General features: G+C 47.1%; 20 protein-coding genes. 12 read left to right on the top strand and 8 right to left on the bottom strand.

Going from position 1 to position 21,706, the window contains the following annotated elements; genetic code table 11:
- Positions 1 to 191 precede the first annotated feature (191 nt).
- From R0134_RS05835 to R0134_RS05810, 6 genes are all read left to right on the top strand, one after another.
- The gene (locus R0134_RS05835) at positions 192 to 434 is read left to right on the top strand and encodes an aspartate/glutamate racemase family protein (RefSeq protein ID WP_319783877.1); all 243 of its coding nucleotides are present in this window, start codon (positions 192 to 194) and stop codon (positions 432 to 434) included.
- Entirely contained in the window at positions 415 to 1,089 is a 675-nt protein-coding gene (locus R0134_RS05830) for a cytosine permease (protein ID WP_319783876.1), read from the top strand. Before R0134_RS05835 ends, R0134_RS05830 begins: the two co-directional genes overlap by 20 nt.
- Positions 1,090 to 2,209: 1,120 nt before the next feature.
- Entirely contained in the window at positions 2,210 to 2,557 is a 348-nt protein-coding gene (locus R0134_RS05825) for a hypothetical protein (protein ID WP_319783875.1), read from the top strand.
- 131 nt (positions 2,558 to 2,688) lie between these two features.
- On the top strand, positions 2,689 to 3,630 hold the full coding sequence (locus R0134_RS05820) for a hypothetical protein (protein ID WP_319783874.1): 942 nt from the start codon (positions 2,689 to 2,691) through the stop codon (positions 3,628 to 3,630).
- A gap of 159 nt (positions 3,631 to 3,789) precedes the next feature.
- Positions 3,790 to 4,191: a VOC family protein gene (locus tag R0134_RS05815; protein WP_319783873.1), complete on the top strand. Its 402-nt coding sequence runs from the start codon at positions 3,790 to 3,792 to the stop codon at positions 4,189 to 4,191.
- Positions 4,192 to 4,275: 84 nt separating this feature from the next.
- Positions 4,276 to 5,139 (top strand): hypothetical protein, encoded by an 864-nt coding sequence (locus R0134_RS05810; protein ID WP_319783872.1) that lies wholly within the window; start codon positions 4,276 to 4,278, stop codon positions 5,137 to 5,139.
- 455 nt (positions 5,140 to 5,594) lie between these two features.
- Here the strand turns inward: R0134_RS05810 and R0134_RS05805 are convergent, their stop codons facing one another.
- Positions 5,595 to 7,922, bottom strand: coding sequence for an AI-2E family transporter (locus R0134_RS05805; RefSeq protein ID WP_319783871.1), 2,328 nt, complete (start codon positions 7,920 to 7,922; stop codon positions 5,595 to 5,597).
- Positions 7,923 to 8,069: 147 nt separating this feature from the next.
- Between R0134_RS05805 and R0134_RS05800 the strand changes: the two genes are divergently transcribed.
- Positions 8,070 to 8,333, top strand: a complete 264-nt coding sequence (locus R0134_RS05800; RefSeq protein WP_319783870.1) for a hypothetical protein — start codon at positions 8,070 to 8,072, stop codon at positions 8,331 to 8,333.
- Between the two features lie 127 nt (positions 8,334 to 8,460).
- On the opposite strand, the gene cobO is transcribed toward R0134_RS05800, so the two are convergent.
- The 4 genes from cobO to osmY all read right to left on the bottom strand — a co-directional run bounded on the left by cobO (position 8,461) and on the right by osmY (position 11,056).
- Positions 8,461 to 9,084 (bottom strand): cob(I)yrinic acid a,c-diamide adenosyltransferase, encoded by a 624-nt coding sequence (gene cobO, locus R0134_RS05795; protein WP_319783869.1) that lies wholly within the window; start codon positions 9,082 to 9,084, stop codon positions 8,461 to 8,463.
- A gap of 31 nt (positions 9,085 to 9,115) precedes the next feature.
- The gene (locus R0134_RS05790; RefSeq protein ID WP_319783868.1) at positions 9,116 to 9,934 is read right to left on the bottom strand and encodes a CLCA_X family protein; all 819 of its coding nucleotides are present in this window, start codon (positions 9,932 to 9,934) and stop codon (positions 9,116 to 9,118) included.
- Positions 9,935 to 10,050: 116 nt separating this feature from the next.
- Positions 10,051 to 10,215, bottom strand: a complete 165-nt coding sequence (locus tag R0134_RS05785) for a DUF1328 domain-containing protein (RefSeq protein ID WP_319783867.1) — start codon at positions 10,213 to 10,215, stop codon at positions 10,051 to 10,053.
- A 169-nt stretch (positions 10,216 to 10,384) separates the two neighbouring features.
- Complete coding sequence (gene osmY, locus R0134_RS05780) at positions 10,385 to 11,056, bottom strand: molecular chaperone OsmY (protein WP_319783866.1); 672 nt, start codon at positions 11,054 to 11,056, stop codon at positions 10,385 to 10,387.
- A gap of 934 nt (positions 11,057 to 11,990) precedes the next feature.
- On the opposite strand from osmY, the gene R0134_RS05775 reads away from it, so the two are divergent.
- Complete coding sequence (locus R0134_RS05775; protein WP_319784313.1) at positions 11,991 to 13,154, top strand: Na/Pi symporter; 1,164 nt, start codon at positions 11,991 to 11,993, stop codon at positions 13,152 to 13,154.
- On the opposite strand, the gene R0134_RS05770 is transcribed toward R0134_RS05775, so the two are convergent.
- A complete protein-coding gene (locus R0134_RS05770) occupies positions 13,138 to 14,109 on the bottom strand; it encodes a bile acid:sodium symporter family protein (RefSeq protein ID WP_319784312.1) in 972 nt (323 codons plus the stop codon). The genes R0134_RS05775 and R0134_RS05770 overlap by 17 nt on opposite strands.
- Before the next feature lie 640 nt (positions 14,110 to 14,749).
- Between R0134_RS05770 and R0134_RS05765 the strand changes: the two genes are divergently transcribed.
- The 4 genes from R0134_RS05765 to R0134_RS05750 all read left to right on the top strand — a co-directional run bounded on the left by R0134_RS05765 (position 14,750) and on the right by R0134_RS05750 (position 19,417).
- Entirely contained in the window at positions 14,750 to 15,547 is a 798-nt protein-coding gene (locus R0134_RS05765; RefSeq protein ID WP_319783865.1) for a helix-turn-helix transcriptional regulator, read from the top strand.
- A gap of 200 nt (positions 15,548 to 15,747) precedes the next feature.
- Positions 15,748 to 17,601 carry an amidohydrolase gene (locus R0134_RS05760; protein WP_319783864.1) on the top strand — a complete coding sequence of 618 codons (1,854 nt, stop codon included), beginning with the start codon at positions 15,748 to 15,750 and terminating at the stop codon, positions 17,599 to 17,601.
- A 378-nt stretch (positions 17,602 to 17,979) separates the two neighbouring features.
- Positions 17,980 to 19,020: a PLP-dependent cysteine synthase family protein gene (locus R0134_RS05755; RefSeq protein WP_319783863.1), complete on the top strand. Its 1,041-nt coding sequence runs from the start codon at positions 17,980 to 17,982 to the stop codon at positions 19,018 to 19,020.
- Positions 19,021 to 19,195: 175 nt separating this feature from the next.
- Positions 19,196 to 19,417 (top strand): hypothetical protein, encoded by a 222-nt coding sequence (locus R0134_RS05750; protein WP_319783862.1) that lies wholly within the window; start codon positions 19,196 to 19,198, stop codon positions 19,415 to 19,417.
- Between the two features lie 130 nt (positions 19,418 to 19,547).
- Here R0134_RS05750 and R0134_RS05745 read toward each other — a convergent pair whose 3' ends face one another.
- Both R0134_RS05745 and R0134_RS05740 read right to left on the bottom strand, forming a co-directional pair.
- A complete protein-coding gene (locus R0134_RS05745) occupies positions 19,548 to 20,399 on the bottom strand; it encodes an agmatinase (RefSeq protein ID WP_319784311.1) in 852 nt (283 codons plus the stop codon).
- A gap of 327 nt (positions 20,400 to 20,726) precedes the next feature.
- The gene (locus tag R0134_RS05740; RefSeq protein ID WP_319783861.1) at positions 20,727 to 21,647 is read right to left on the bottom strand and encodes a LysR family transcriptional regulator; all 921 of its coding nucleotides are present in this window, start codon (positions 21,645 to 21,647) and stop codon (positions 20,727 to 20,729) included.
- Positions 21,648 to 21,706: the final 59 nt, after the last annotated feature.

Below are 21,706 nucleotides of genomic sequence, written 5' to 3'. Positions count from 1 at the left end.
CATATTTCAGTGCTGATAGCAGGCAGTCTCATCGCTGATGAAAAACCGAGCAACCATGGTTACCCTGGCACTATACTGACGTCAATAATATAGCGGTCGTTTTAATGAGGCCCTGCGCCATCATCGGGCAAGAGACATGTTATCCGTTGCACCCTTGACGGCTTGACCTTAAACCAACTGAGGCTACTCCCATGAAACTGATGGTTATCAACCCCAACACCACCTCCTCAATGACACAGCAGATGGCAGAAAGCTGCAAACGCCTGATTGGTCCAGACGTACAGCTCTCTGTTGTCAACCCCACAGAGGGTGTGGCAAGTATTCAAGGCAGGGCCGACGGTATTGCTGCGGCTTATTATACGCTGCGCCTGATCGAGAAGGCAGATTATGTTGTTCCTGGGTATATACAGCACCATGATGCTCAATGTCAGTGACTATTCGCGCGAATTACACCATGACACTAAACGCGGGATATTAGTCACCATCTACTCCTTATCCATCTTGCCTGCGACGTTATTTATGGGTTTGATTGGTGTCATGGTGTCGACTGCGACAGGCGTCGTTGATCCCATCGAAGTGTTCACCAGTGCCGTTGATAACAAACCCTTGCTGGTCACAACGTTATTATTCATTGCCTTCGCACAGGTCACCACCAATATCCTCAATAACTGTATACCCCCCACTTACGTGATGATGGATATTTTCGGTTTTTCCTTCAAGAAGGCTTCAGTCATTACCGGTCTGCTGGCATTCGCCACATGCCCTTGGTTGTTAGTGACGGCTGAATCGGCGGATGGCTTGATCATCTTTATTAAAACCTATTCGGCGTTTATCGGACCTATCCTGGCGGTGTTGATTGTTGATTATTACCTGATTCGTAATCGTACGTTAATCGTCAGTCAGTTTTACGATGCAGATGGCCCCTATAAGGGTATCAACTGGGCGGCTTATATCGCGGTTTTCGCAGGGGTGCCGGTCGCCCTCTACTTTTCTAACGTTTCTTTTTACGCCAGCTTGTTACCTTCGGCTATCGTTTACTATCTGCTGATGAAGAACAAAATGGTGGGTAGTGAACGTTTCAGCCAATAATAGGGGAATGCACATAGGGGCGTCCTCATTTGATGTGGAAGCCTCATTTAATCCCCTTCTATTACATGACCTCTGACCGCCAGAGATGGCGGGAATGTCAACATTGCAGGAGCCTTTGTTGGGCCTTGTCATGTGATGAGCGGCGATGGCTATCCCAGCAACCTCTTCTTAATCTATGAGCCGTCTGGTGGATCTAAAAATTACATGATTACCCAAAAACTAAAGGATGAAAGCAGGAACACAGCGTACATAACCGGGCAAAGGGTCCACTCCGCCGACTCGCTCAAGCACGCACCCTGTGGACGCTCAAACACATGACATCCGACCGCCAAGGATGGCGGGAGTGCCGAAATGGCAGGAGCACTTTTCGGCCATGTCATGTGGTGGTCGGCTGAGCAGATCCCTCTGCCCTCCCCTCAGCATTAGAGTTGTCTGTTAGCCTTGCCTACCTCCTACATTTGCTGAATACATAGATGCAGTCAGCAAAGCCCTGTACAGAGTCAACAGGGTAACGTCACCCTACCTCGATTTTACTCCGATGCACAGCAGGCAGCACAGCCACCTCCCACGACACGCCTTGAATCCATCCATGGAGGCTCAGAAATGACATCCTTGTCATTTCATCGCGGTAGGTCATCTGCGCTGTCCTCTCTAAGATCGAGTCGCTTGTAAGCATCGCAGCGGATACCGTTTATCACCTTCCATTTAGCCACTCACTGCTTATAATGATCCAGCTTCATTTGAATTCAGTTTTAGTTTCTGTTCTCAGTGTAAAAAACTTAATAAAAGGCCTCAGCAGTAGTCTGCTTTGCCGCGATTAAGCTTACTAAGGCGAATGACTGTGCTCAAAAAGTACAGTGAACATGCGTGTTTACAATGGAATTTTAAAATAACATTAGATAAATCAATGCGTTGAAAAATCGGTAGTGTTGATACTAGGCATTAAACGCGGACAATTCGAGCATGCGTGTTTTGATCATTTAGTAAGGATGCCATAGCAAGTTAAAGTTATATGTAATCAGTAGTTTATGGTGAAACTTGCTAAATGTGTCATGAATAAAAACGCGCATGCGCAGTATTAAAAATGTTATATTTCCCTCCAAATGGAGCTTTATATTAAATGAGTAGTATTGATTCCATAGTAGAAGAGTTGTCTTCATATTCAGAGTTTCATGCTAAAAAGTGTACGGAAATAATTAAAGATAAAGGATTGTCTGAAGCTTTAGAATATTGCTCAAGTCAACATGTTGCCCCTCCTCAATGCTCTCTGACTGCAGAGTCTAAAAATGCAGATATGTTAAGAGCCAAAGCAACTCGGATGTTGTGTGACGTTAAGTGGTGGAAACGTAGATTAAGTATTCAAGGAGCGCAGCGCTTTGAACATGAGAAAATAAAAACAGGAAATGTCACGCGATTTATATCTGATGAAGCATTAGAGTATCAATTTAATAAGAGGCGTAGACGTTAGTAAATATAACAAACTGCTCAAAACGGACTGCTAACAGTTGGCTGCGCTTCGTTCCTCGCACATTTTAGCCAACTATTATCAGCCCCTTAGCAGGGCGTTATGTTTTGACAACGGAGATATAGAGAAAGAAGATGAAAATTGAAACATTAGGAATGCCTGATATTCTAAAAGGCAAGTACACTGACTATTCGTGTGAGTCCTCTGCGCACCATTTCAGAGTAGTTGAATTAAATGATATGAATAAGTCACCTATCAAAGTTTCAGAGGATAATACCGACGCTTTTAAAGTATTTTCCCACGAGTTCAATTCAATTATGTTGACATCACATTTATTTGAAAACTTGCTAATGCTAGAGGATGTCAGACATGAACAGGCTGGACATGATTGGTTTCAAATTGAGATACCAGAAGAGTACTTTAGATATCCAGCATTGAATGACCCAAGAAATTTTGATGGAATTTATACGCCTGAAATGACTCAACCTGATAGAGATGAAATCTCTACCGTTGTTAATAAGTCTAAAGAAATAGCGAATTTTGCAAATGACGAGAACTTTGCTAAAAACAATCTTCATAAACTTGAATTTCTTTCGATATTTTCATTCTTAGAGTCATATGTTGAAAATCTTCTTGTTGAACAACTATGTAAAACTAGGCAAGAGGCTTCAAATGTTGTTAAGCGCTCTTCACTGTCTAATATTTTAGAAAAAACACTGGATGAAATAGATCCCGATATAAATGTGCTGCTTAATAAGCTTTCAAATAATTTATATGGTTACTTTACTTTTTGTTATTTACTCAGAAACCTACACACCCATAATCTTGGTAAGGTGACAAATTATTTTATTAGTAAATGCGACGAAGAAAACTTGCTAGAAGAAGATTATGTGACAACGTTAGAAGGTGAGAAGATTGTAAAAGGCAAGTGCGTTAATTTTACCTCATATAGGAAAAGAATAGAACTAGGTAGGTATATTACTCTTTCTCATATAAATTACTCATTTAGAAATTATGCCCGAGAGTGTGTTTTCATTGTAGAGCAGTATATTATCCATAAGCGCCAAAAAACATAACAAAGCATTTAAGAGTGATTCCCAACGCTTGGCATTTTTCATTCCATCGTTAGGTTTTGTGTTTACGGCGCAAAGGTTTAGGTTGGGTGGTCGCGTTGCTCACACCTTAATGCGGCGTTAGCACTCTAAATAAGCATCAACTGAACGAAGGGGTTCATTATGAACAGACAAATATTCATCAATTTAGCCACAAAGAATCTTAGCAAAGCCAAGACTTTCTTTGGGGAGCTTGGTTTTCAATTCAATGCTGATTACAGCAACGAAGACGCATGTTGCGTAATAATTGCAGATAACATATCAGTTATGTTGCTTTCTGAAAGTCATTTCAAGAATTTCACTGATAAATCTATTTGTGATTCTCAAACTAGCGCGGAGTCTTTACTTTGTATTTCATGCGAAAGCCGTGAAGAAATTGATAATTTGGTTTCAAAAGCAAAATCATTAGGCGCTAGCGTCCCGCGAGAGCCTCAAGATCATGGCTTTATGTACGGCCACGGCTTTGAAGATCTTGATGGCCATACATGGGAGCTCATGTTTATGGATCAGAGCGCGAACCAGTAAACAGTGCTAACAAGCCAAATCACAGCGACAGCTTACGCTGCGCGTGTTTGGGGCGTTATACCGCAGAAAGGATTCGGAGCAAATATGCTAGCAGTATTCAATAATAGAGAGCTTGCTTCAGCCACACTTTTTTGTGTTTTTATTCTTTTCTCAATGCGTAGTGAAAGTGTCAGATCGTCTTTAGTTAATGTATTATCTGCTTTCTTCCAAAAAAGTATAGTTATTCATCTATGCCTATTTGCCATATATACAATAGGCTTAGTGTTACTTCTTGAGTGGAGTGGCATTTGGAATCAAGGACAACTAAAAAATACTTTAATGTGGCTTTTCTTTATTGGTGGTTCTCAACTACTGAATACTACAAATATAGATAATCAAAAACAATATTTGAGAGCGAGCCTTAATAGCCAACTAAAATTAATTGTATTTGTTCAGTTCTTGGTCGCATTCCATTCTTATAATTATTTTGTAGAGCTTGTATTAGTTTCTTTTCTTACACTTTTGGCCTGTATCAGCGTTGTGTCAGAAAGAGAACCATCACACGCACAAGTGCATAAACTTGTTGGTATTACTATTAGCATAACAGGTTTTTACCTTGTGGCGGATTCTATTTTTTATGCCGTAGAGAACAATGATAAATTTTATAGCCTTAATACATTTAGAGACTTTCTTGTACCAATGCTGCTTTCTGTTGGTTTACTGCCTTATACATATTGTTTTTATTACTTTCTATCTTATGAAAAAGCTTTTTCATTGGTTCGTATTTACACTGACTCCAAGCAATTACAACGTTACGCCAAAATTCACTCTTTTATAAAATTCCGAGGGAATCACGTGCTAATAAATGAGTGGCTTAGGTTTTCGTGCATACCTGAATTTAAATCTAAAGAAACAATTAGTAACTCTATTTTGGCGTATCAACAAGAAAGGCGTGAATCAGCGGTATAACAAGCTGTTAAACAAGGACAAAAAACAGTTGGTTTTTGCTCCTGCGTCGCTAATTTTAACCAACTATTTTTTGCCTGTTAACAGGGCGTTAGTGAACAGCCCGATCTTGAGAAGCCCGATTTTTTAAAAAGCAGAGCTGGCTTGAAAGAATGGATATAAATAAGGTGATCCACGCTGAAAAGTGGTTTGAGCAAAAGTAATGGCATCGCTCGGCCCAACAACTGTGTTCAGTTTTACGCCTGCGGCGTAATGCGAGAACAAGTGTTCGCCTACAAAACACAGGCCACTGCGCTGCCGACGGGAAGGCAAAGTGACGAATCGTTTCAGCCAGACCAAGTATCCAGTGCATGCTCGCAGCAGGCTGAAACGGTGAGCATCATTCATCTAGGCCGTGTCAGGGGAGCAATGCCCCAGAGTTTAGTATTTTCTAGCAGACAATTAATCTCCTGTTTTGGTTAGGCTGTATTTTCTTGACTGCGATTCACTGACTCCATAAGTTGCTCTGCTAATTTGCTAATTAATGCGATTTCTTTCTCTGTAACATTGCGAGGTTTAGTATCGATGACGCATAAACTACCAACGGCATGGCCGGAATGACTTCGTAACGGTACCCCTGCATAAAAACGGATCCCACGGCTTTTTAAGAATGAGTTATTAGCAAATCGTTTATCTTGTGTAATATCTTCAATTATTAACACCTTATTTTGAGCAACAACGTGACCGCATACGGAAGTGTCTCTGGGAGATTCGCCCGCTAATGCCAGATCTTCTGGCAATCCAACATGGGATTTCCAAAATTGTCGATCAGTATCGATAATAGATACTAATGAAATGGGCACATTAAACGCCTTAGCGAGTGCGCGGGTTATACTGTCAAATGTTTCGTCTGGATCCGCGTTTGTTAAATTCAAACTCAGCACGTCTTTTAAGCGCTCTTCTTCATCTTCAGGAATGGGTGCACTGGTTGGCTGTACTTCTTCAGGAACGGTTAAAAGAATTTGTATTTTATCTATAGCGTCTTGCAGTGTGGTTACAACAATAGCATCGGATACCGTTGAGATTCGGCTTTGTAAATCGTTTGCTTGTGCGCCGTGGCTCCAAACACCCACTATAGACTTTACTCCTGCACATCCTGATGCCAAGCGTCGACTTAGTTGGCGAGCAGGTACGAATGCACCCGGCGGTAAGGCAGATATACATATCACTTCAATTGGATCCTGTTTAATAAGCTCTGCACACTCGCTAGTCACACTGATTGCTGAGTGGAGTCTCGCTATTATGCCAATTTCTTCCAAGCCGCAAGCGAGAATTTTACCGGCAAGCTCATCCATATCGTCCTTGGCAGCCACTATCAATACACGCGCTGATCTTGTTAATGAAAAGGGGGGATTAGAATCTTTTTCGTATAGCTCATCAATCAGTTCAGGAATATTTTGTAAAATAAAGGTTTGTCTAATTTCTGCCAACCCCCCCGTTTGTCTATCAACCTCAGCCGCACTTAAAGCAGGAATAAGCAGTTGATCATAATAGTCGGTCATTGAATTTTGTTTAACGTAATCCCGAGAGAGGGATAACATTTCATTATAATCCATGGCTAACATACGTTGATATAAACGTTCGTTAGGTTTTAAAGCCGGAACGCTACCCAGCAGCACACTAATAAAACTTAAGCTGGGTACATAATTGCCAAGCACGACCACACATACCGTTAATGGTGTTGATAAAAAAAGACCTACTGGCCCCCATAGCCATGTCCAAAAAACAGCTGCCACCATTAGTGCAAAGTTAGAAATGCCGGTACTTACCCCGTATAACCATGGTTCAACTACATTATTACTAATAATTTCTAGAGTTATAAACAATCCCAAAGTTAAAAATAACGTAGACCAACCAGGGTCGATAGCAAACGCTAAAGCTATAGGGAAGGCAGCCGCTATCCAAGGACCTATATAAGGTATGAATCGAAGTAATATTGCTAAAAAGCCCCAGAGAATGGCGTTGGGGATGCCAATGAAGTAAAGCCCTACACTGATTGGAATACCATAGCTAGAGTTTACTAAAAGTTGCATTGTTAAATAACGCGAAATACGTTTTGCGGCGTCATCTATTGCTTCGGTTGCCACATTAAGATGACTCCCGCCAATAATTCTTATTAATCTTTCACGCAAGTCTTCGCGTTGAAATAAAATGGCTATTACGAAAATAATCACTAAGCCACTGGTTCCAAGTGGGCCAATAAAAGGACCTGCCATCTCGGCGAATGACTCAAATATATTCTTTTTAGTCGGCTTTATCTCTACAGCAACGGGTTCTACAGCCGTGACTTGGCTATTGTTTTTTGCTGCTGTTTCCGTTGTCAAATTTTGGTCTTCGTTATTTAGCTCTTTGCGCAGCTTATCTACGACCTCACCGGCACGCGATAACGGACTATCTACCTGTTTTTTACTATTAATTTGACGTATTTTATCCAGAAGGGTTATTTCGTAGCGGGGCAATTGTTCGGCTAAGTTGATTACTTGAATACCAATACTCCAAGCAATAACCGCAATTAGGCTAAATGCAATAACTAGAGTTGAAACGATAGCGGCTAACCTAGGTATGCCATAGCGTTGCAATCGAATGATTAATGGCGCTAATAAGAACGACAGCATAATGGCCATCGCTACAGGCAGTATCACCACCTTAGCAAAGTACAGAATAGCAATTATTACCGACACCCCAATTAATGTGAGGAAGGAGTTTTGATTTTTTGGCGTTGGATTAATATTTGAATTTTCAATCAAGGCGCTATACTCCATCTTAAGTGTGCCCGTACTTTTCTAGTACTATTTTTACTTTAAAAATCAGTTATTTATTTAACGACACATGTTAAATTTTGATCTTAGAAAGAGTACTTCTGCGCTCATAGCTTAGAGGATGGATAGTTTATTATGGTACACCGTTATAGATTTACAAATAAGGTTAACAGCTATCCAAAACTCGAGACCATTTTGCTTGAGCGTTCCCTTATTGAGTCCCCGTCAAGAGAATTTCAATACAACAAGTACCACCCGCAGTTTATAGGTTTGGCGCTTTCTCTCTCGGCCAACATGACGGTTTCTGAGTATCTGGGCCAGGCGCTTTGGGAACCAATGGCCGCAAGCTATGTTGCCGATTGGAACACTGATGAGCATGGACTCGGGGGCTATGTTTGAACAGACTTGGAGGTCTGATGCTCAGCCCATTGTTGAGTCTTTAAAAACAAAACAGCCTGAGCCCACATGCTGCGCTCAGGCTGTTTTGCATCAGTAATCAAAGCCTACTTAGGAAGCAAAACCCTGCTTAATAATCAAAGCCGACTTGGGCTTTTACGCCGGCATCGAAGGCATGTTTTACCGCCTCAATGTCACTGACTGTGTCGGCTAATTCAATCAGTGAGCGATGGCAGCTGCGGCCGGTGATGATCACGTGCTGGTGTGGGGGGCGATTTTTTAGCGCAGTTATTACCCGCTCTAAGTCCAGATAATGGTAAGCCACCATGTAAGTTAACTCATCCAGCAACACCAGATCGATACTGGGATTGCTAAGCATCTTCTCGGCGGGCGCCCAGGTTTCTTCACAGGCTTGCATGTCTTTTTCACGGTCTTGGGTGTCCCACGTAAAGCCGGTGTTCATCACCACAAAAGGCACGCCGACTTTTTGCAGCAAGTTGCGCTCGCCGCATTCCCAACCGCCTTTAATAAATTGCACCACGGCGGCACTTTTACCGTGGCCCACGGCGCGGGCTACAGTACCAAAACCGGCGGTGCTTTTACCTTTGCCGTTGCCGGTGATCACCATAAGCACGCCCCGCTCTTCTTGGGCCTCGGCCACTTTGGCATCCACCGCTTCTTTTACTTTTTGCTGGCGTTGCTGGTGGCGCTCGGCTTTGATTTGTTCGCGACTGTCGTCTTGAGTTTCGCTCATGATATTCCTTATACGTGTGGCAAAAATATGATTAAGGTTGCTGGCTCAGTGCCGCGCCTAAGGTACGAAAATAACGGCTGAAAGCGGCATTAATGTGCAGACGTTGCTCACCTTGGGGGTATAAACCTAACTCGGCTTCTTTGGTGGCTTTGGTGCCTTTCACTAAAAACCCGTTTTTGATTATCGCATCTTGCACGAAGGCTTCAAATGCACGGGCGCACAGCTCTTCGGGTTGACTGTAATAAAGGGTGTTAAGTTGGCTATCGGCCACGGCCGACGCCATAAACATTGGGCTGGGCTCTGTGCCCGCTTCATCAAGTAAAATAACCTTAAAGCAATCAAATAGCAGGCTGTTGATGGGGTGCTTAATGGTGGGGGCATTATCTAACCAAGCGCGTGAGGCAAAGGTGCGATTATTGGCGGTGTTCAGACTTTTGGGATCGATGCTTTTAGCAGCTATGTAGTGATCAAAGGCATGGAACCATTCATGGGCAATACTGCCAGGGCCGGCATTTTTAGCGAGAGAAAAGGTGCGGGTGGCAGGATTGTAATGGGCAGATACACCAGGGCGGCCGCCAATGCCATATTGTAATGAAAGATTACCGCGTAATGAAATAAGGGCTTCTGGGCCTTGTAAGATCAACATCAAATCGCACAGGGCATCATAAAATAACCCCGCGGCGCGTTCACGCTCGGGACGGGTTACCCAGCGGCCAATTTCAATGCTGCGAAAATCAAACTGGCGACGTACTTGCACAAAATCAATGAGCTCGCCGTGACTGTGGCTGGGCCCATTACGATAATAGCGAGACTGAGTCTCGCTATTATCGGTGTGTTTATCTTTTGTCACATTTCTAGTCACATCTACCGTCACTTAAGTTAATGCCGCTTTTGCTGTATTAAGACGTGGTATTAAGGCTTAGTTTAACAGCCCAGCGGCATAGACTAAAGTGCGCCTCTTATTGGTCAGGGGGCGCCACGACGGCCCATTATCAAACTCACAATGAAGATGATAATACCCACTACGAAGACCAGTTTTGCTGCCCATGCAGCCGTACCTGCCATGCCACCAAAGCCTAACGCACCGGCGATGAGGGCTATCACTAGAAATATAATTCCCCAACGAAACATAAACTGCTCCTTACTCGAGTGGAAGTGCCTGTCGTCTATTCAGTTATAAATGTAGCAGACGATAACTTATCCTACTTATTTGTTGAGCTCCCAATTTTACTTGGGAGCTGTGTTAAGCATGTAGTGTTAGTTGACCAAGTAAGGTCAGCATGGAGCGCTAGATGCCGCGTTATTTTTGCTTAATGGTGAGGTCATTTTTAACGCTCACCACCCCATCTACACCTTTAGCTACATTTTCAGCTTGGGTGGCTTGCGCTTGGCTTTCTACATCACCGGTTAACTGCACTACACCGTCTTGAGTTTCTACCGATACCGAAAGACCGGGCACCACATCATCGGCTAAAAACTTGGCCTTAACGGCGCTGGTTACCATGGTGTCATCTGCATACTCTTTCAGTGACTGGTCGGCATTGTCTGTTACATTTAGCTTGTCGTTCACCGATACTACGCCTTCTACCTTACCGGTCACCGCTACTGCCTGTTTAATTTGCTCTTGGCTGGCGACAAAACCAGATAAGGTCACTACGCCGTTTTCGGTTTCTACTGAAATGTCACCACTCTTAATGGTGTCATTTTGTAATAGCTCGGCTTTTACTTTGGTAGTGATCACACCATCGTTAACATTACTTTCGGCGCTGTCAGCGGCACGCTCCAGAGCGGCACCGGTACGATCAGCTGCACTATCGAGTTTATCGCCGGTACGCTCTGCTGCGTTTTCAGCTTTGGCCGACATCATGCTGGTATGATCGTCAGTGGCGTCTGCTGCAAAGGCGCTGCCGCCTGCTAAAACGGAGCTCAACACAACAGCTATCATTGAAGGTGAAAATTTTATGTTTTTCATCGTTCTTTTCCTCTAGTTGCGATATGAACACTGTTTTATAAAGTGCAATTGAAACGAACATTAAGAGCCTCTCGTTTCGTGCCCTTTAATATCTAGCCTAGCTTGATAGTCACTTCAAGTAGTAAAATTAATATATTTTATCTTTCGTCGCTAGAATAAAATTCCACCAACAAACACCTCGCGTACATAAAACAACAAACCCAACGAAACAGTCTATAAAGATCAATTACTTATATTTAAAGCGAAGAGTCAACAAATTGACACAAGCGGCATTGGCCGTTATTAAATAAGCATTACCACGTCATTAAGATCAAAGTTTAGCGTCAGGACTTGTCTGCTGTTAACAATATTTATTCCTTAAAGTATAACTAAGCCTAATAACCATACCTATATTCTGGGTGTACAGTGGCGTTATATCACAACAAGCAAAACAGATAAGAAAATCGTATCACTCTATAATCTTTTCTAAATAACCATAAATTAATTACGGATATATTAATATCAAATTCATAACCTCAGATCTGTGGTCATACGATGTAAAAGTCGAACCAACAGCCAGCTCCACCAAACTGGTGCGGATTAATGACACTCACGGTTCAACTGGCGGCGAATATTTACTGGGTGTTAGATAAGACCTAAGCCATGGGTGACGCCAAGGTAGGCTCGCCCGATGGAATTGCTTGCAGCGCGGCAGTGGAGTCGAACCTTAGTTCTGCCTTTATAGAGCAACTGCATAGATCGCTGACATGGTCAGTTGGTGTTGTTGTATAAAAGGTTAACAAAACCGTCAGCAGCGGGTTTATGACTCGAATGTATCTCTATTTTGACCTAAAAAGATCCAAACGAGGCGCAGCTGTAATGAAACTGTCGCAATGTAATAAAACCGTCACAAAGAGTCGGCATAGTGGCGCCAACATTGAAATGAGGAAACATGATGAGCCTTGAGTCCACCGCCATCCCAAAACCCGTAATCGATAATAACGTCCAGTCCAACTGGTTATCCTGGCTGCTGGTTTCCTTGCTGATTTATGTGCTGCTGGCCGCCGTGGGCGCTATCGGTTCCGGCTTCAAGGCCGCCGCCGGTAGCAATGCACAAGAGCTGTTTGCCTTCGCCTCCAACCCGGTTATTGCGCTGATCATCGGGGTAGTAGCCACCGCGCTCATTCAAAGTTCCAGCACAGTCACTTCCATTATTGTGGGCATGGTCGCCGGCGGCCTGCCGATTGCCATCGCCATTCCCATGGTCATGGGGGCCAACATCGGCACCTCGCTCACCAGTACCCTGGTCAGTCTGGGCCATATTCGCGATGGCGAGGAGTTCAAACGGGCCTTTTCCGCCGCCACCATACACGACAGCTTCAATATCCTCGCCGTGGCCCTACTGCTACCGCTGGAGCTGCTGTTCCGCCCCCTGGCCACGGCTTCCGAATATCTTGCCGGCCTGCTGGTCAGCGACGCCAGCGTCAGCATGAGCGGCATGAACTTCATGAAGGTGCTGCTGTCCCCTGCCTCCGACCTGTTGAAGGCCAGCGTGGCTTGGCTGCCCGGTATCTGGTCCGGTGTGGCGCTGATCCTGATTGGCATCGGCCTGATCCTGATGGTGGTCACCCAGATTGGCAAAGTGCTGCGCACCCTGATGGTAGGCCGTGCCATGAACATACTGCACACCGCCGTGGGTCGCGGCCCCATCTCGGGCATGGCCTCCGGCACTCTGGTCACCGTGCTGGTGCAGTCATCTTCCACCACCAGCTCGCTGATCGTGCCTCTGGCTGGCACCGGAGTATTTTCTCTGAAGCAGGTCTATCCCTTCCTGCTGGGCAGCAATATCGGCACCACCATCACCGCCTTGCTGGCGGCCACCGCCATCAGCGGCGCCTCGGCCATGGTGGCGCTGCAAATTGCCTTAGTACACCTGCTGTTCAACCTGCTGGCGATTGCGATTATCTATGTGCTGCCCTTCCTGCGCCAGATGCCGGTGCGCATGGCCGAAACCCTGGCCACCCTGGCCCAGCGTAATAAGGCCTATGTGGCCGCCTATATCGGCGGTGTATTCTTCGCCTTACCGCTGCTGTTGGTCGGTGTTAGCCAGTTGTTCTAAGCGCTTCTCTCTGGCGGGCATAATGTTGAGCCATTACCGCGCACACCATCAGTTGAATTTGATGAAAGATGATCAAGGGTAATAACGCCGGCCCCAGCAAAGGCCCAGCGAACAACACCTGCGCCATGGGCACACCGGTGGCCATGCTTTTTTTAGAGCCACAAAACACGATAGTGATCCGGTCTTCTCTGCTAAAGCCACAGCGCTCCCCCAGCCAAGCCGTTAAAAACAATACCACGGCTAACAACACACAGCACACCAGCGTGAGCACCAGCAAGGTCTTGGGCAAGACCGTATTCCATAACCCCTCCACCACAGAAGCGCTGAGTGCCGTGTATACCACCAGCAAGATGGAGGTTTGGTCGAGGCGGCTCAGATTCTTTTTATGTTTATCTACCCAGTCACCAATAATGGGCCGCATGGCATGGCCGAGCACAAAGGGCAGCAACAACTGCATACTAATGGAGCCAATAGAACGCAAGGGAGACGCCCCCTCTGAGGCATCAACTTGCATTAATAGCGCCACCAACAGCGGGGTTAGTAGAATGCCAATAATACTAGAGGCAGAGGCACTGCACACGGCGGCGGGCACATTGCCCCCGGCCAGCGAAGTAAACGCAATGGCCGATTGCACGGTACCGGGCAAGACGCATAAAAACAGTATGCCCATATAAAGCTTGTCGCCCACTAAGGGAAGCAGCATAGGTTTCGCCAGCAAGCCAATAATTGGAAACATCAAAAAGGTACAGGCAAAAACCAAGGTGTGCAGTCGCCAGTGCGTTATGCCCGCAATAATGGCTTGGCGAGATAACTTAGCCCCGTGCATAAAAAACAATAACGCAATGGCCGCCACAGTTAGGCCATCAAAAAATACCGCACCTTGACCTTGGGCAGGCAACAAAGTGGCGGTGGCCACTACGGCTAACAAGATCAGCGTAAAATTATCAAACAGCAGGCGTAAGTAGCCAAACATGGGGTTCTCCTCTCAACAGATGCCGCACTCTACCCTAAAACCACCTCGCGGTTTATCGCCATTAGGAGCACTAGTGTCGCTGAAGAGACAATCATAGCGAAACGCTTAGTGTGTGGCTTAAAGATCGGCTGTGTTCCTGAGGAACGTTAGGATCGGGTTTTAGTAACTAGAGCAGATACTGGGGCAAGCCCAGTATGACGGAAGTGCGTCTTATGGGTTCCTGATTACCCACAAAGCTCAGCCATGTTTCAGTGAACTCAGCACCAATGAATTCAATAGGTTACAGGGAGGTTCCGCCTCTTAGGTAAAGAATATGAGGCTCAGTTTGGTATTTTGACCTTGTAGGGGCCAATTTATTCGGCCCGGTTTGGTGTTTTGGTTTAAATCTAAACCTCAGTAACAGCCAGCAGAGCTGGCCTGCCGAATAAATTGGGCAGCTACAAAGAACAAACCGAAACAGGGTGCATTATGGCTGAGGTTCATACGTAATCAGGTATGGGTTTATGCAGTCTTCCTGACGCACGTCAGGATCTGGTTTGGTAACAGACTAAAAATACTATCCACGGCCACCTGTTGAGCTGGCGCTATTGTTAATCGGTGGCGTATTCTGCATTATCTGGCCATGAACACACACCTCGCACCTCAGCAACAACAGTTACTTAGTCAACTTGACGCCTTAACTACCCTGCCCCGTCCGGTTCTGGGCCACGTGGTGTCTTTGCCAAACCATGCCATTGCCACGCCCCATCGCCACCCGTGGGCGCAATTGTCCTATGCCTTACGGGGCGTGATAACGGTGAACACGCCCGCCGGTCAGTTTGTAGCGCCGCCTACGCGGGCCATTATGATACCGCCCGGGATTGAGCATGGCGTGCATTGCCCACCACATACAGTTATCCGCAGCCTGTATGTTGCCGCCGACAGTTTAGGCCAGCAGCACTGCCAAGTGCTGGAAATTGATCCGCTGTTAAAAGAATTGATTGTGGCGTTTAGCCTGTTACCCGTGGAGTACGACGAGCACGGCGCCGAGGGTCGCTTGGTGGCGGTGTTGCTGGATCGGTTAGCTCAGGCTCAGCCCAGTGATTTAATGCTACCGTGGCCACAGGACCACCGCTTGATCGAGCTATGCCGTTATTTAGCGGATCATGCTGATTGTCGGCAGCCTTTGGCGCATTTTAGCGCGCAATTGGGCGTGAGCGATAAAACGCTCAGCCGAACCTTTAAGCGCGATACTGGCATGAGCTTTCGTCAATGGCGCCAGCGCAGCCGGCTGTTAGCGGCTTTGCCTTTATTAGAGTCCGGTGAGCGCATTACCGATGTCGCATTGGCTTGTGGCTACGACAGCTTATCGGCCTTTATTGCCGCCTTTAAAGCCTTGCTCGGCAGCCCGCCAGGCGAGTACTTAAAAACCAAGTCTTAAACTCGCAGTTTGAGCCGTTAACGCCGAGCTTAAGGGTATTTCACGGATTTTGGCATTAAGTAGCCATTAAGTGCGCAGGTAATACTTGCACCGCCCTATAAAGCGCATTAGCTTAATCAATTCATTTTTGCACCGCTGGCCCCTGTGTCTGCGATCGCTCACATGACGTTAATTTTCTCTCTAATATCAAAGGATCTGATATGACGCTGATTTCTGCTGCGGCTATTTCACCTAAATCTCACCCTCGAAACTTGTTGAGCCTCTCGCTGAATATGCTATGCAGTGGCTTGTTACTCAGTGCTGCAAGCTCTGCATTGGCGGGCGTGCCGGTAGCGGCAACGCCGCCCAACCTTGACGCCTTTAGCCTTGCAGACTCCATCTCCCCCGCTGACACTAATAGCACCCAGCCCTATGCGGACACCTTATATACCAATGGTGACATTCTCACCATGGACGGCGAGCAAGCAAACTACGTAGAAGCCCTCGCAGTGCGCGCCGGTAACATACAACAAACGGGCTCGCGCCTAGCGCTTGAAGCACTACAAGGCCCAGACACTCAAGTGATCGACTTATCAGGTAGCACACTATTACCCGGTTTTATCGATGCCCATGGCCATTTTATGTTTGCGCTGAACATGGTTAACCAAGTGAATGTGGCGAACCCGCCGGTAGGCAAGGTCAGCGACTTAAATAGCTTGCTCGATGAGCTGGTGGCGTTTCAAGAACAGAGGCAAATTCCAGAAGGAGAGTGGCTGATCGGCTGGGGTTACGATCATATGGGGTTAGCCGAACAGCGCCACCTCACTAAGTTAGACTTAGACGCACGCTTCCCCAACCATAAAGTGCTGTTGATTCATGTGTCTGGCCATGGCGCCGTACTGAACTCGCAAGCCTTAGCCTGGGCCAAGATTGACGCCGACACCCCCACGCCCGATGGCGGCATTATTGCCCGCCTGCCAGACAGCAATGAGCCGGCGGGTTTGTTAATGGAAACCGCCTATCTGCCAGTGTTTAGCAATTTGCCCAAAGCCAGTGAAACGGAGCAATTGGCCCTTATGGACTCGGCTCAGCAAATGTATGCCAGCCAAGGGTATACCCATGCCCAAGAAGGCTTTAGTCATCTGGCAGATGCGGACTTTTTAATGACGGCGGCGGCACAAGAACGGGTGTATCTGGATATCGCCTCTTTGCTCAGTTTTACCGAGCTGGATACTTGGCTAAATAACCCTAAGTACAAACTCGGCAGTTATCAAAATGGCGTTAAGTTACAAGGCATTAAAATTACCCAAGACGGCTCACCCCAAGGCAAAACTGCTTATATGAGTGTGCCCTATCTCACCGGTGGCCCTAACGGCGAGCCAGATTGGCGCGGCCAAACCACCCTGCCTTATCAAAGCTTTGCCGACACAGTAAAAACGGCGGTAGACAATAAAGTACAAGTCTTTATTCACGCCAATGGCGATGCCACTATCGATGAAGCCATTAAGGCCGTGGATGCCGCCGGCATTACTGCTCAAGACGACGCACGAACGGTAGTGATACATTCCCAGTTTCAGCGCCCTGAGCAGCTAGAAGATTATGTGCGCTTAGGCATAGCGCCTTCGTATTTTACCAACCACGCCTATTTTTGGGGTGATGTGCACATTGCTAACGTCGGCTTAGAAAAAGCCAGTTTTATCAGCCCCTTGATGTCCGCTAAGGCCAAAGGGTTAGTGACCTCAAACCACACCGACTTTAACGTGACACCGCTCGATCCGCTGTTTGTGTTGTGGTCCGCCATGGCGCGAGAAACCCGCGACGGCGTGGTGTTAGGTGACACTGAACGCGCAGATGCCTATACCGCCTTGCAAGCCCTAACCACGGGCCCTGCCTACCAAATTTTTGAAGAAGAACGCAAAGGCAAACTCAAAGCCGGCTTGCTGGCAGACTTAGTTATTTTGGATAAAAACCCCCTTAAAGTGTCGGTGGCCGAGATCCGAAATATAAAAGTGCTAGAAACCATTAAACAAGGTCGCACTGTTTATCCTAAGCCCGTCGTTAAAGCCGCGCTTTAAGCGTTCGCTGCTGCGATAAATCTAAGCTGAAAGCAAAAAGCACCCCGTCTCGCGACGGGGTGCTTTTTTTATGGTGCGAGCAAATGCTTAGCGCGACAGCGAGTGTATAGGGTTAAGATCTTACCCCTGAATAATTTGGCACTTTTCGATCTTATCTCTATTGTTCCGTGGATTTTGTGGATTCCGTGGCAAAGAAGATTTTGATCTTTCACTGACGGCCGCGGTTCTACAGCTGATATAACGGACGACTTAAATGCCTCATAAAGAGCGTAATTTACTACTCGTAGCCCTGCTCACGGAAAAATAGTAAAAAATAACGCCGATATTAAGGATATAATTTTGCTAATGCTTTCCCATCACTAGCCTCGGACTCTTGCCATGAACAATTGGACTCGCACCGCCCTTAAAATCTTATCCAGCGATCAGCTGCGCACCTCAGATACCCATCTGTATCGGCTCGATATTCCCAGCCTGCATGGCATAGATATTTATTTAAAGGACGAAAGTACTCATCCCACCGGCAGCCTCAAGCATAGATTGGCGCGCTCTTTATTTTTACACGCCATTTGCAGCGGAAAAGTCCAACAAGGCACCCATGTGGTAGAAGCATCATCGGGCAGCACTGCGGTGTCGGAAGCCTATTTTGCCAAACTGTTGGACTTGCCCTTTACCGCTGTTATGCCGCGTCACACCACTTGTAAGAAGGTCGAGCAAGTAAAGCGCCTCGGCGGCCATTGTCATTTTGTGGATCACGGATCGCAAGTTTACGCCGAGGCTGAGCGGTTAGCGCTGGAATATAATGGCCATTATATGGATCAGTTTACCTTTGCTGAGCGCGCCACCGACTGGCGGGGCAACAACAATATTGCCGAGAGTATCTTTCACCAACTGGCCCAAGAGCCGCACCCTATTCCCCACGCTATTGTGATGAGCGCCGGCACCGGCGGCACCTCGGCCACGCTGGGCCGTTACACCCGTTATTTGGGGTTAGATACCAAATTAGTGGTGGTGGATCCCGAGCACTCGGTGTTTTACGACAGTTATCAAACCGGCGATGCCAGCCTGGTGAGCCAGGCCGGAGGTCGCATAGAAGGCATAGGCCGGCCAAGAGTAGAAGCGTCGTTTCTGCCCGAGGTGATCGACGAGATGATCAAGGTGCCGGACGCCGCCAGCATTGCCACCATTCACTGGCTGGAGCACATTCTGGGCCGTAAGGCCGGTGGCTCAACGGGCACCAACCTGTGGGGCGTATTACAGCTGGCCAAACGCATGCAGGAAAAAGGCGAGCGCGGCTCTCTGGTGACCTTAATGTGCGACGGCGGCGAGCGTTATCTGGACACCTATTACAATCCAGAGTGGGTGGCCAAGCACATTGGCGATTTAACACCTTATCGCGAGCAGTTGGCGGTGTTTGGATAGACACAGTCTTAAGCGGGAAGCAGTCAGCCATAAGCCCATACGCAAAGTCCAAAACGCACCGACGCATGTTTTGATTTAGATCAAAGCAAAAAACTATTTTGCTATAGTATTTATTATTGACTCACTAGTCAGGTAGGCATAGGATAACTCATAACAAGCATCTGGAGTGCACATTATGAGTCATACCCAACTACTTCGTTATGCGAACATTGCTATGGTGGTATTTTTAGTGGTGGCCTGTGGCGCCTTAAGCATTGCTTACCTTCAAGAAGAGAAAGTATCGTTAGGCATGACGGTATTTATGCACATCACTTTGGTGATCAGTGCCGCGCTGTTTAAGCTGGCCTATGTAGTACGTTTAATCGCCCAAGATAAAATGGGACAACCGCTGGTTTGAGGCGGTTCAGTCCGACTCTCAATCTGATGAACTGCAGAGTCTGGCAATGACGGTTACTTGATGCTCAGAGAGCCACTGGCCAATAAAAATATGCCGGTCATAACACCGGCATATGGTTTCTTTATCATCTTTATGCGCTTTGTTTACGCAACTCGCGGCCGTGGAAGACATAGCCGATCAGGTTCATCAATACCTGTGCCGCCAACACACTGGTGGTGCCGGTATGATCATAATCGGGGGCGACTTCGCACAAATCGATACCCACGACCTCACCACTGAGCGCCACTTCCTGCAGAATTTCCATCACTTCATAGTAAGTGAAGCCACCGTGGCTCGGAGTTCCGGTACCGGGGGCAATCGAGGGGTCAAAACCGTCGATATCGATGGTGATGTAATAATTGACTCCTTTGGGGATCAGCGCCAACACCCCTTCCACACCTAGCCGGCGTACATCGCGCACGGACAGTATGGTAGAACCCGCATCTTCTGCAGCCTTGTGATCCGCACGGTTGGACGAGGAAACATTGCGGATGCCAAGCTGCGTCATGCCGGTGACGAATTCCTGCTCGGAGGCGCGACGCAACGGGTTGCCGTGACCGTAGCGAACACCATGGCGCTCATCGACGAAGTCGAGGTGGGCATCAATCTGGATAATATGAATGGGGCCACGGCCCTCGAAGGCGCGAATACAAGGGGCATTGACCGAATGGTCACCACCGACGATCACCGGCAAAGCGCCAGATTCCAGTATCTTGCGCACACCGTATTCAATATTGGCATGGGACTGTTCAGTGTTGGTATGTATCATGTCCGCATCGCCGATATCGACGATATCGACGCCATCCAGATACATCAGATCCTCTTCATAAGAATAAGCACCACCGTGGCCGAAGGAAAACAGTGTGGATGCTTCACGGACCGATCTAGGCCCCATTCGAGCTCCAGATCGCCACTGGGTACCACAGTCGAAGGGCGCGCCCATAAAGGCAACGTCCGCCTTGATGTTATCCCAGTCTTCGCAGATCCGCTTCTTTCCGAATGTGCAAAAGCCAACAAACGGCAGGTTCAAGCGACCTTTTTCGTAAGAATTTTCACTCATGGTTTATCTACCCCTGTTTGACCAACGGCCTGACCGACCGATGCTGTGTCTGATAAAACGCCCGGATGCCGATAAAGGCCTGAACGTCTAATAATGGACTCAGTATTGCAGGAGCTAATGAATCTAAAAATATAAAACTTATGATGTTTACATTACATTTTATAATGTAACTTGTGAACGGAGTGTTTCTTTTATGATCTAGCGCCAGCCTTAGATCGACGCCTTTGGCTTTCTGATGGTGGCAGCTTTGACAGTGGCCTCTATGTCTTCGGCAAAAATTCTGACGATATCCTGCGGATCGGGAGAGGCCCGCATCGCCATGCTGAACTCCGATTGCCAGGACAGACCAAGATGATCGAAAGCACGCATCTCTCCACGCTCGACCCATTGCCTTGCGTAATGCGTCGGCAGAAAGCCGAGGAAGCTGCCGCTGGTGATCAGAATCGCCTGGGCTTCCATATTGGAGACCATGGCGACATCCCGGGCTTTCATCAGTCCCTGCAGCTCGGCATGTTGCAAATAGGTGCGAGAAGACACCGGATAGTGTCTGAGGGTATCGAGAGTTACCTCGGCATCCGCCAGCCCAAACAGCGGATGACGGCGCCCACAGTAAAAACCGTGTGCTTCCATACACAAATGCTGGTAACTCAACCCTTTGTGTCGGTTATGGAACAAGCCCAAGGCAATGTGTAGGTTGCCGTTCAGCAGCTCTCGCTCCAGCTCTTCGGGAGGCAGTACCACTAACTTGAGTGAGACGTCGTTCTTGCGCGCGTAGAAGCGATGGATCGCATCGGAGATCGGGAAGTCGTGATTGGTAATGGTGCTGTCAATCAATCCCAGCCGCAGCGTTCCGGTCAGTTTATCGCGCAGTTCGCCAAGATCGGCTTCAAAGTCCGAAATGTTGTTGAGCATCTCGCGACACTTGCGATAAACAGCCTGCCCCTTCTCGGTCAGGCTGAATCCGCTCCGCCCGCGATGGCACAACTGGAATCCGAGCCGGATCTCAAAGTCACGAATATGCGTGCTGATCGCCGGTTGGCTCATCCCCAGTATCGACTCGGCACCGACAAAGCCGCCATATTCCGCCACGGTGCAAAAAGTAAGCATATGTTTCATCGAGTAACGCGACATTAGTCCTCCGGATTTTACTGTCTGCACCCAAGTTACATTACTTTTCGTAATGTATACAT

The organism is Oceanisphaera sp. IT1-181 (assembly GCF_033807535.1).
Classification (GTDB): domain Bacteria; phylum Pseudomonadota; class Gammaproteobacteria; order Enterobacterales; family Aeromonadaceae; genus Oceanimonas.
The sequence above is the reverse complement of the archived record's forward strand: the minus strand, read 5'-3'. Positions and strand labels throughout refer to the sequence as shown.

Bases quoted from the DNA above. Each gene is read 5' to 3' on its own strand.
- R0134_RS05765 (WP_319783865.1), top strand. From the start codon at position 14,750: ATGAACACACACCTCGCACCTCAGCAACAACAGTTACTTAGTCAACTT.
- R0134_RS05785 (WP_319783867.1), bottom strand. From the start codon at position 10,215: ATGTTTCGTTGGGGAATTATATTTCTAGTGATAGCCCTCATCGCCGGT.
- R0134_RS05835 (WP_319783877.1), top strand. From the start codon at position 192: ATGAAACTGATGGTTATCAACCCCAACACCACCTCCTCAATGACACAG.
- R0134_RS05755 (WP_319783863.1), top strand. From the start codon at position 17,980: ATGAACAATTGGACTCGCACCGCCCTTAAAATCTTATCCAGCGATCAG.
- R0134_RS05775 (WP_319784313.1), top strand. From the start codon at position 11,991: ATGAGCCTTGAGTCCACCGCCATCCCAAAACCCGTAATCGATAATAAC.
- R0134_RS05815 (WP_319783873.1), top strand. From the start codon at position 3,790: ATGAACAGACAAATATTCATCAATTTAGCCACAAAGAATCTTAGCAAA.
- R0134_RS05800 (WP_319783870.1), top strand. From the start codon at position 8,070: ATGGTACACCGTTATAGATTTACAAATAAGGTTAACAGCTATCCAAAA.
- R0134_RS05740 (WP_319783861.1), bottom strand. From the start codon at position 21,647: ATGTCGCGTTACTCGATGAAACATATGCTTACTTTTTGCACCGTGGCG.
- R0134_RS05760 (WP_319783864.1), top strand. From the start codon at position 15,748: ATGACGCTGATTTCTGCTGCGGCTATTTCACCTAAATCTCACCCTCGA.
- R0134_RS05830 (WP_319783876.1), top strand. From the start codon at position 415: ATGATGCTCAATGTCAGTGACTATTCGCGCGAATTACACCATGACACT.
- cobO (WP_319783869.1), bottom strand. From the start codon at position 9,084: ATGAGCGAAACTCAAGACGACAGTCGCGAACAAATCAAAGCCGAGCGC.
- R0134_RS05750 (WP_319783862.1), top strand. From the start codon at position 19,196: ATGAGTCATACCCAACTACTTCGTTATGCGAACATTGCTATGGTGGTA.
- osmY (WP_319783866.1), bottom strand. From the start codon at position 11,056: ATGAAAAACATAAAATTTTCACCTTCAATGATAGCTGTTGTGTTGAGC.
- R0134_RS05745 (WP_319784311.1), bottom strand. From the start codon at position 20,399: ATGGGCGCGCCCTTCGACTGTGGTACCCAGTGGCGATCTGGAGCTCGA.
- R0134_RS05810 (WP_319783872.1), top strand. From the start codon at position 4,276: ATGCTAGCAGTATTCAATAATAGAGAGCTTGCTTCAGCCACACTTTTT.
- R0134_RS05820 (WP_319783874.1), top strand. From the start codon at position 2,689: ATGAAAATTGAAACATTAGGAATGCCTGATATTCTAAAAGGCAAGTAC.
- R0134_RS05825 (WP_319783875.1), top strand. From the start codon at position 2,210: ATGAGTAGTATTGATTCCATAGTAGAAGAGTTGTCTTCATATTCAGAG.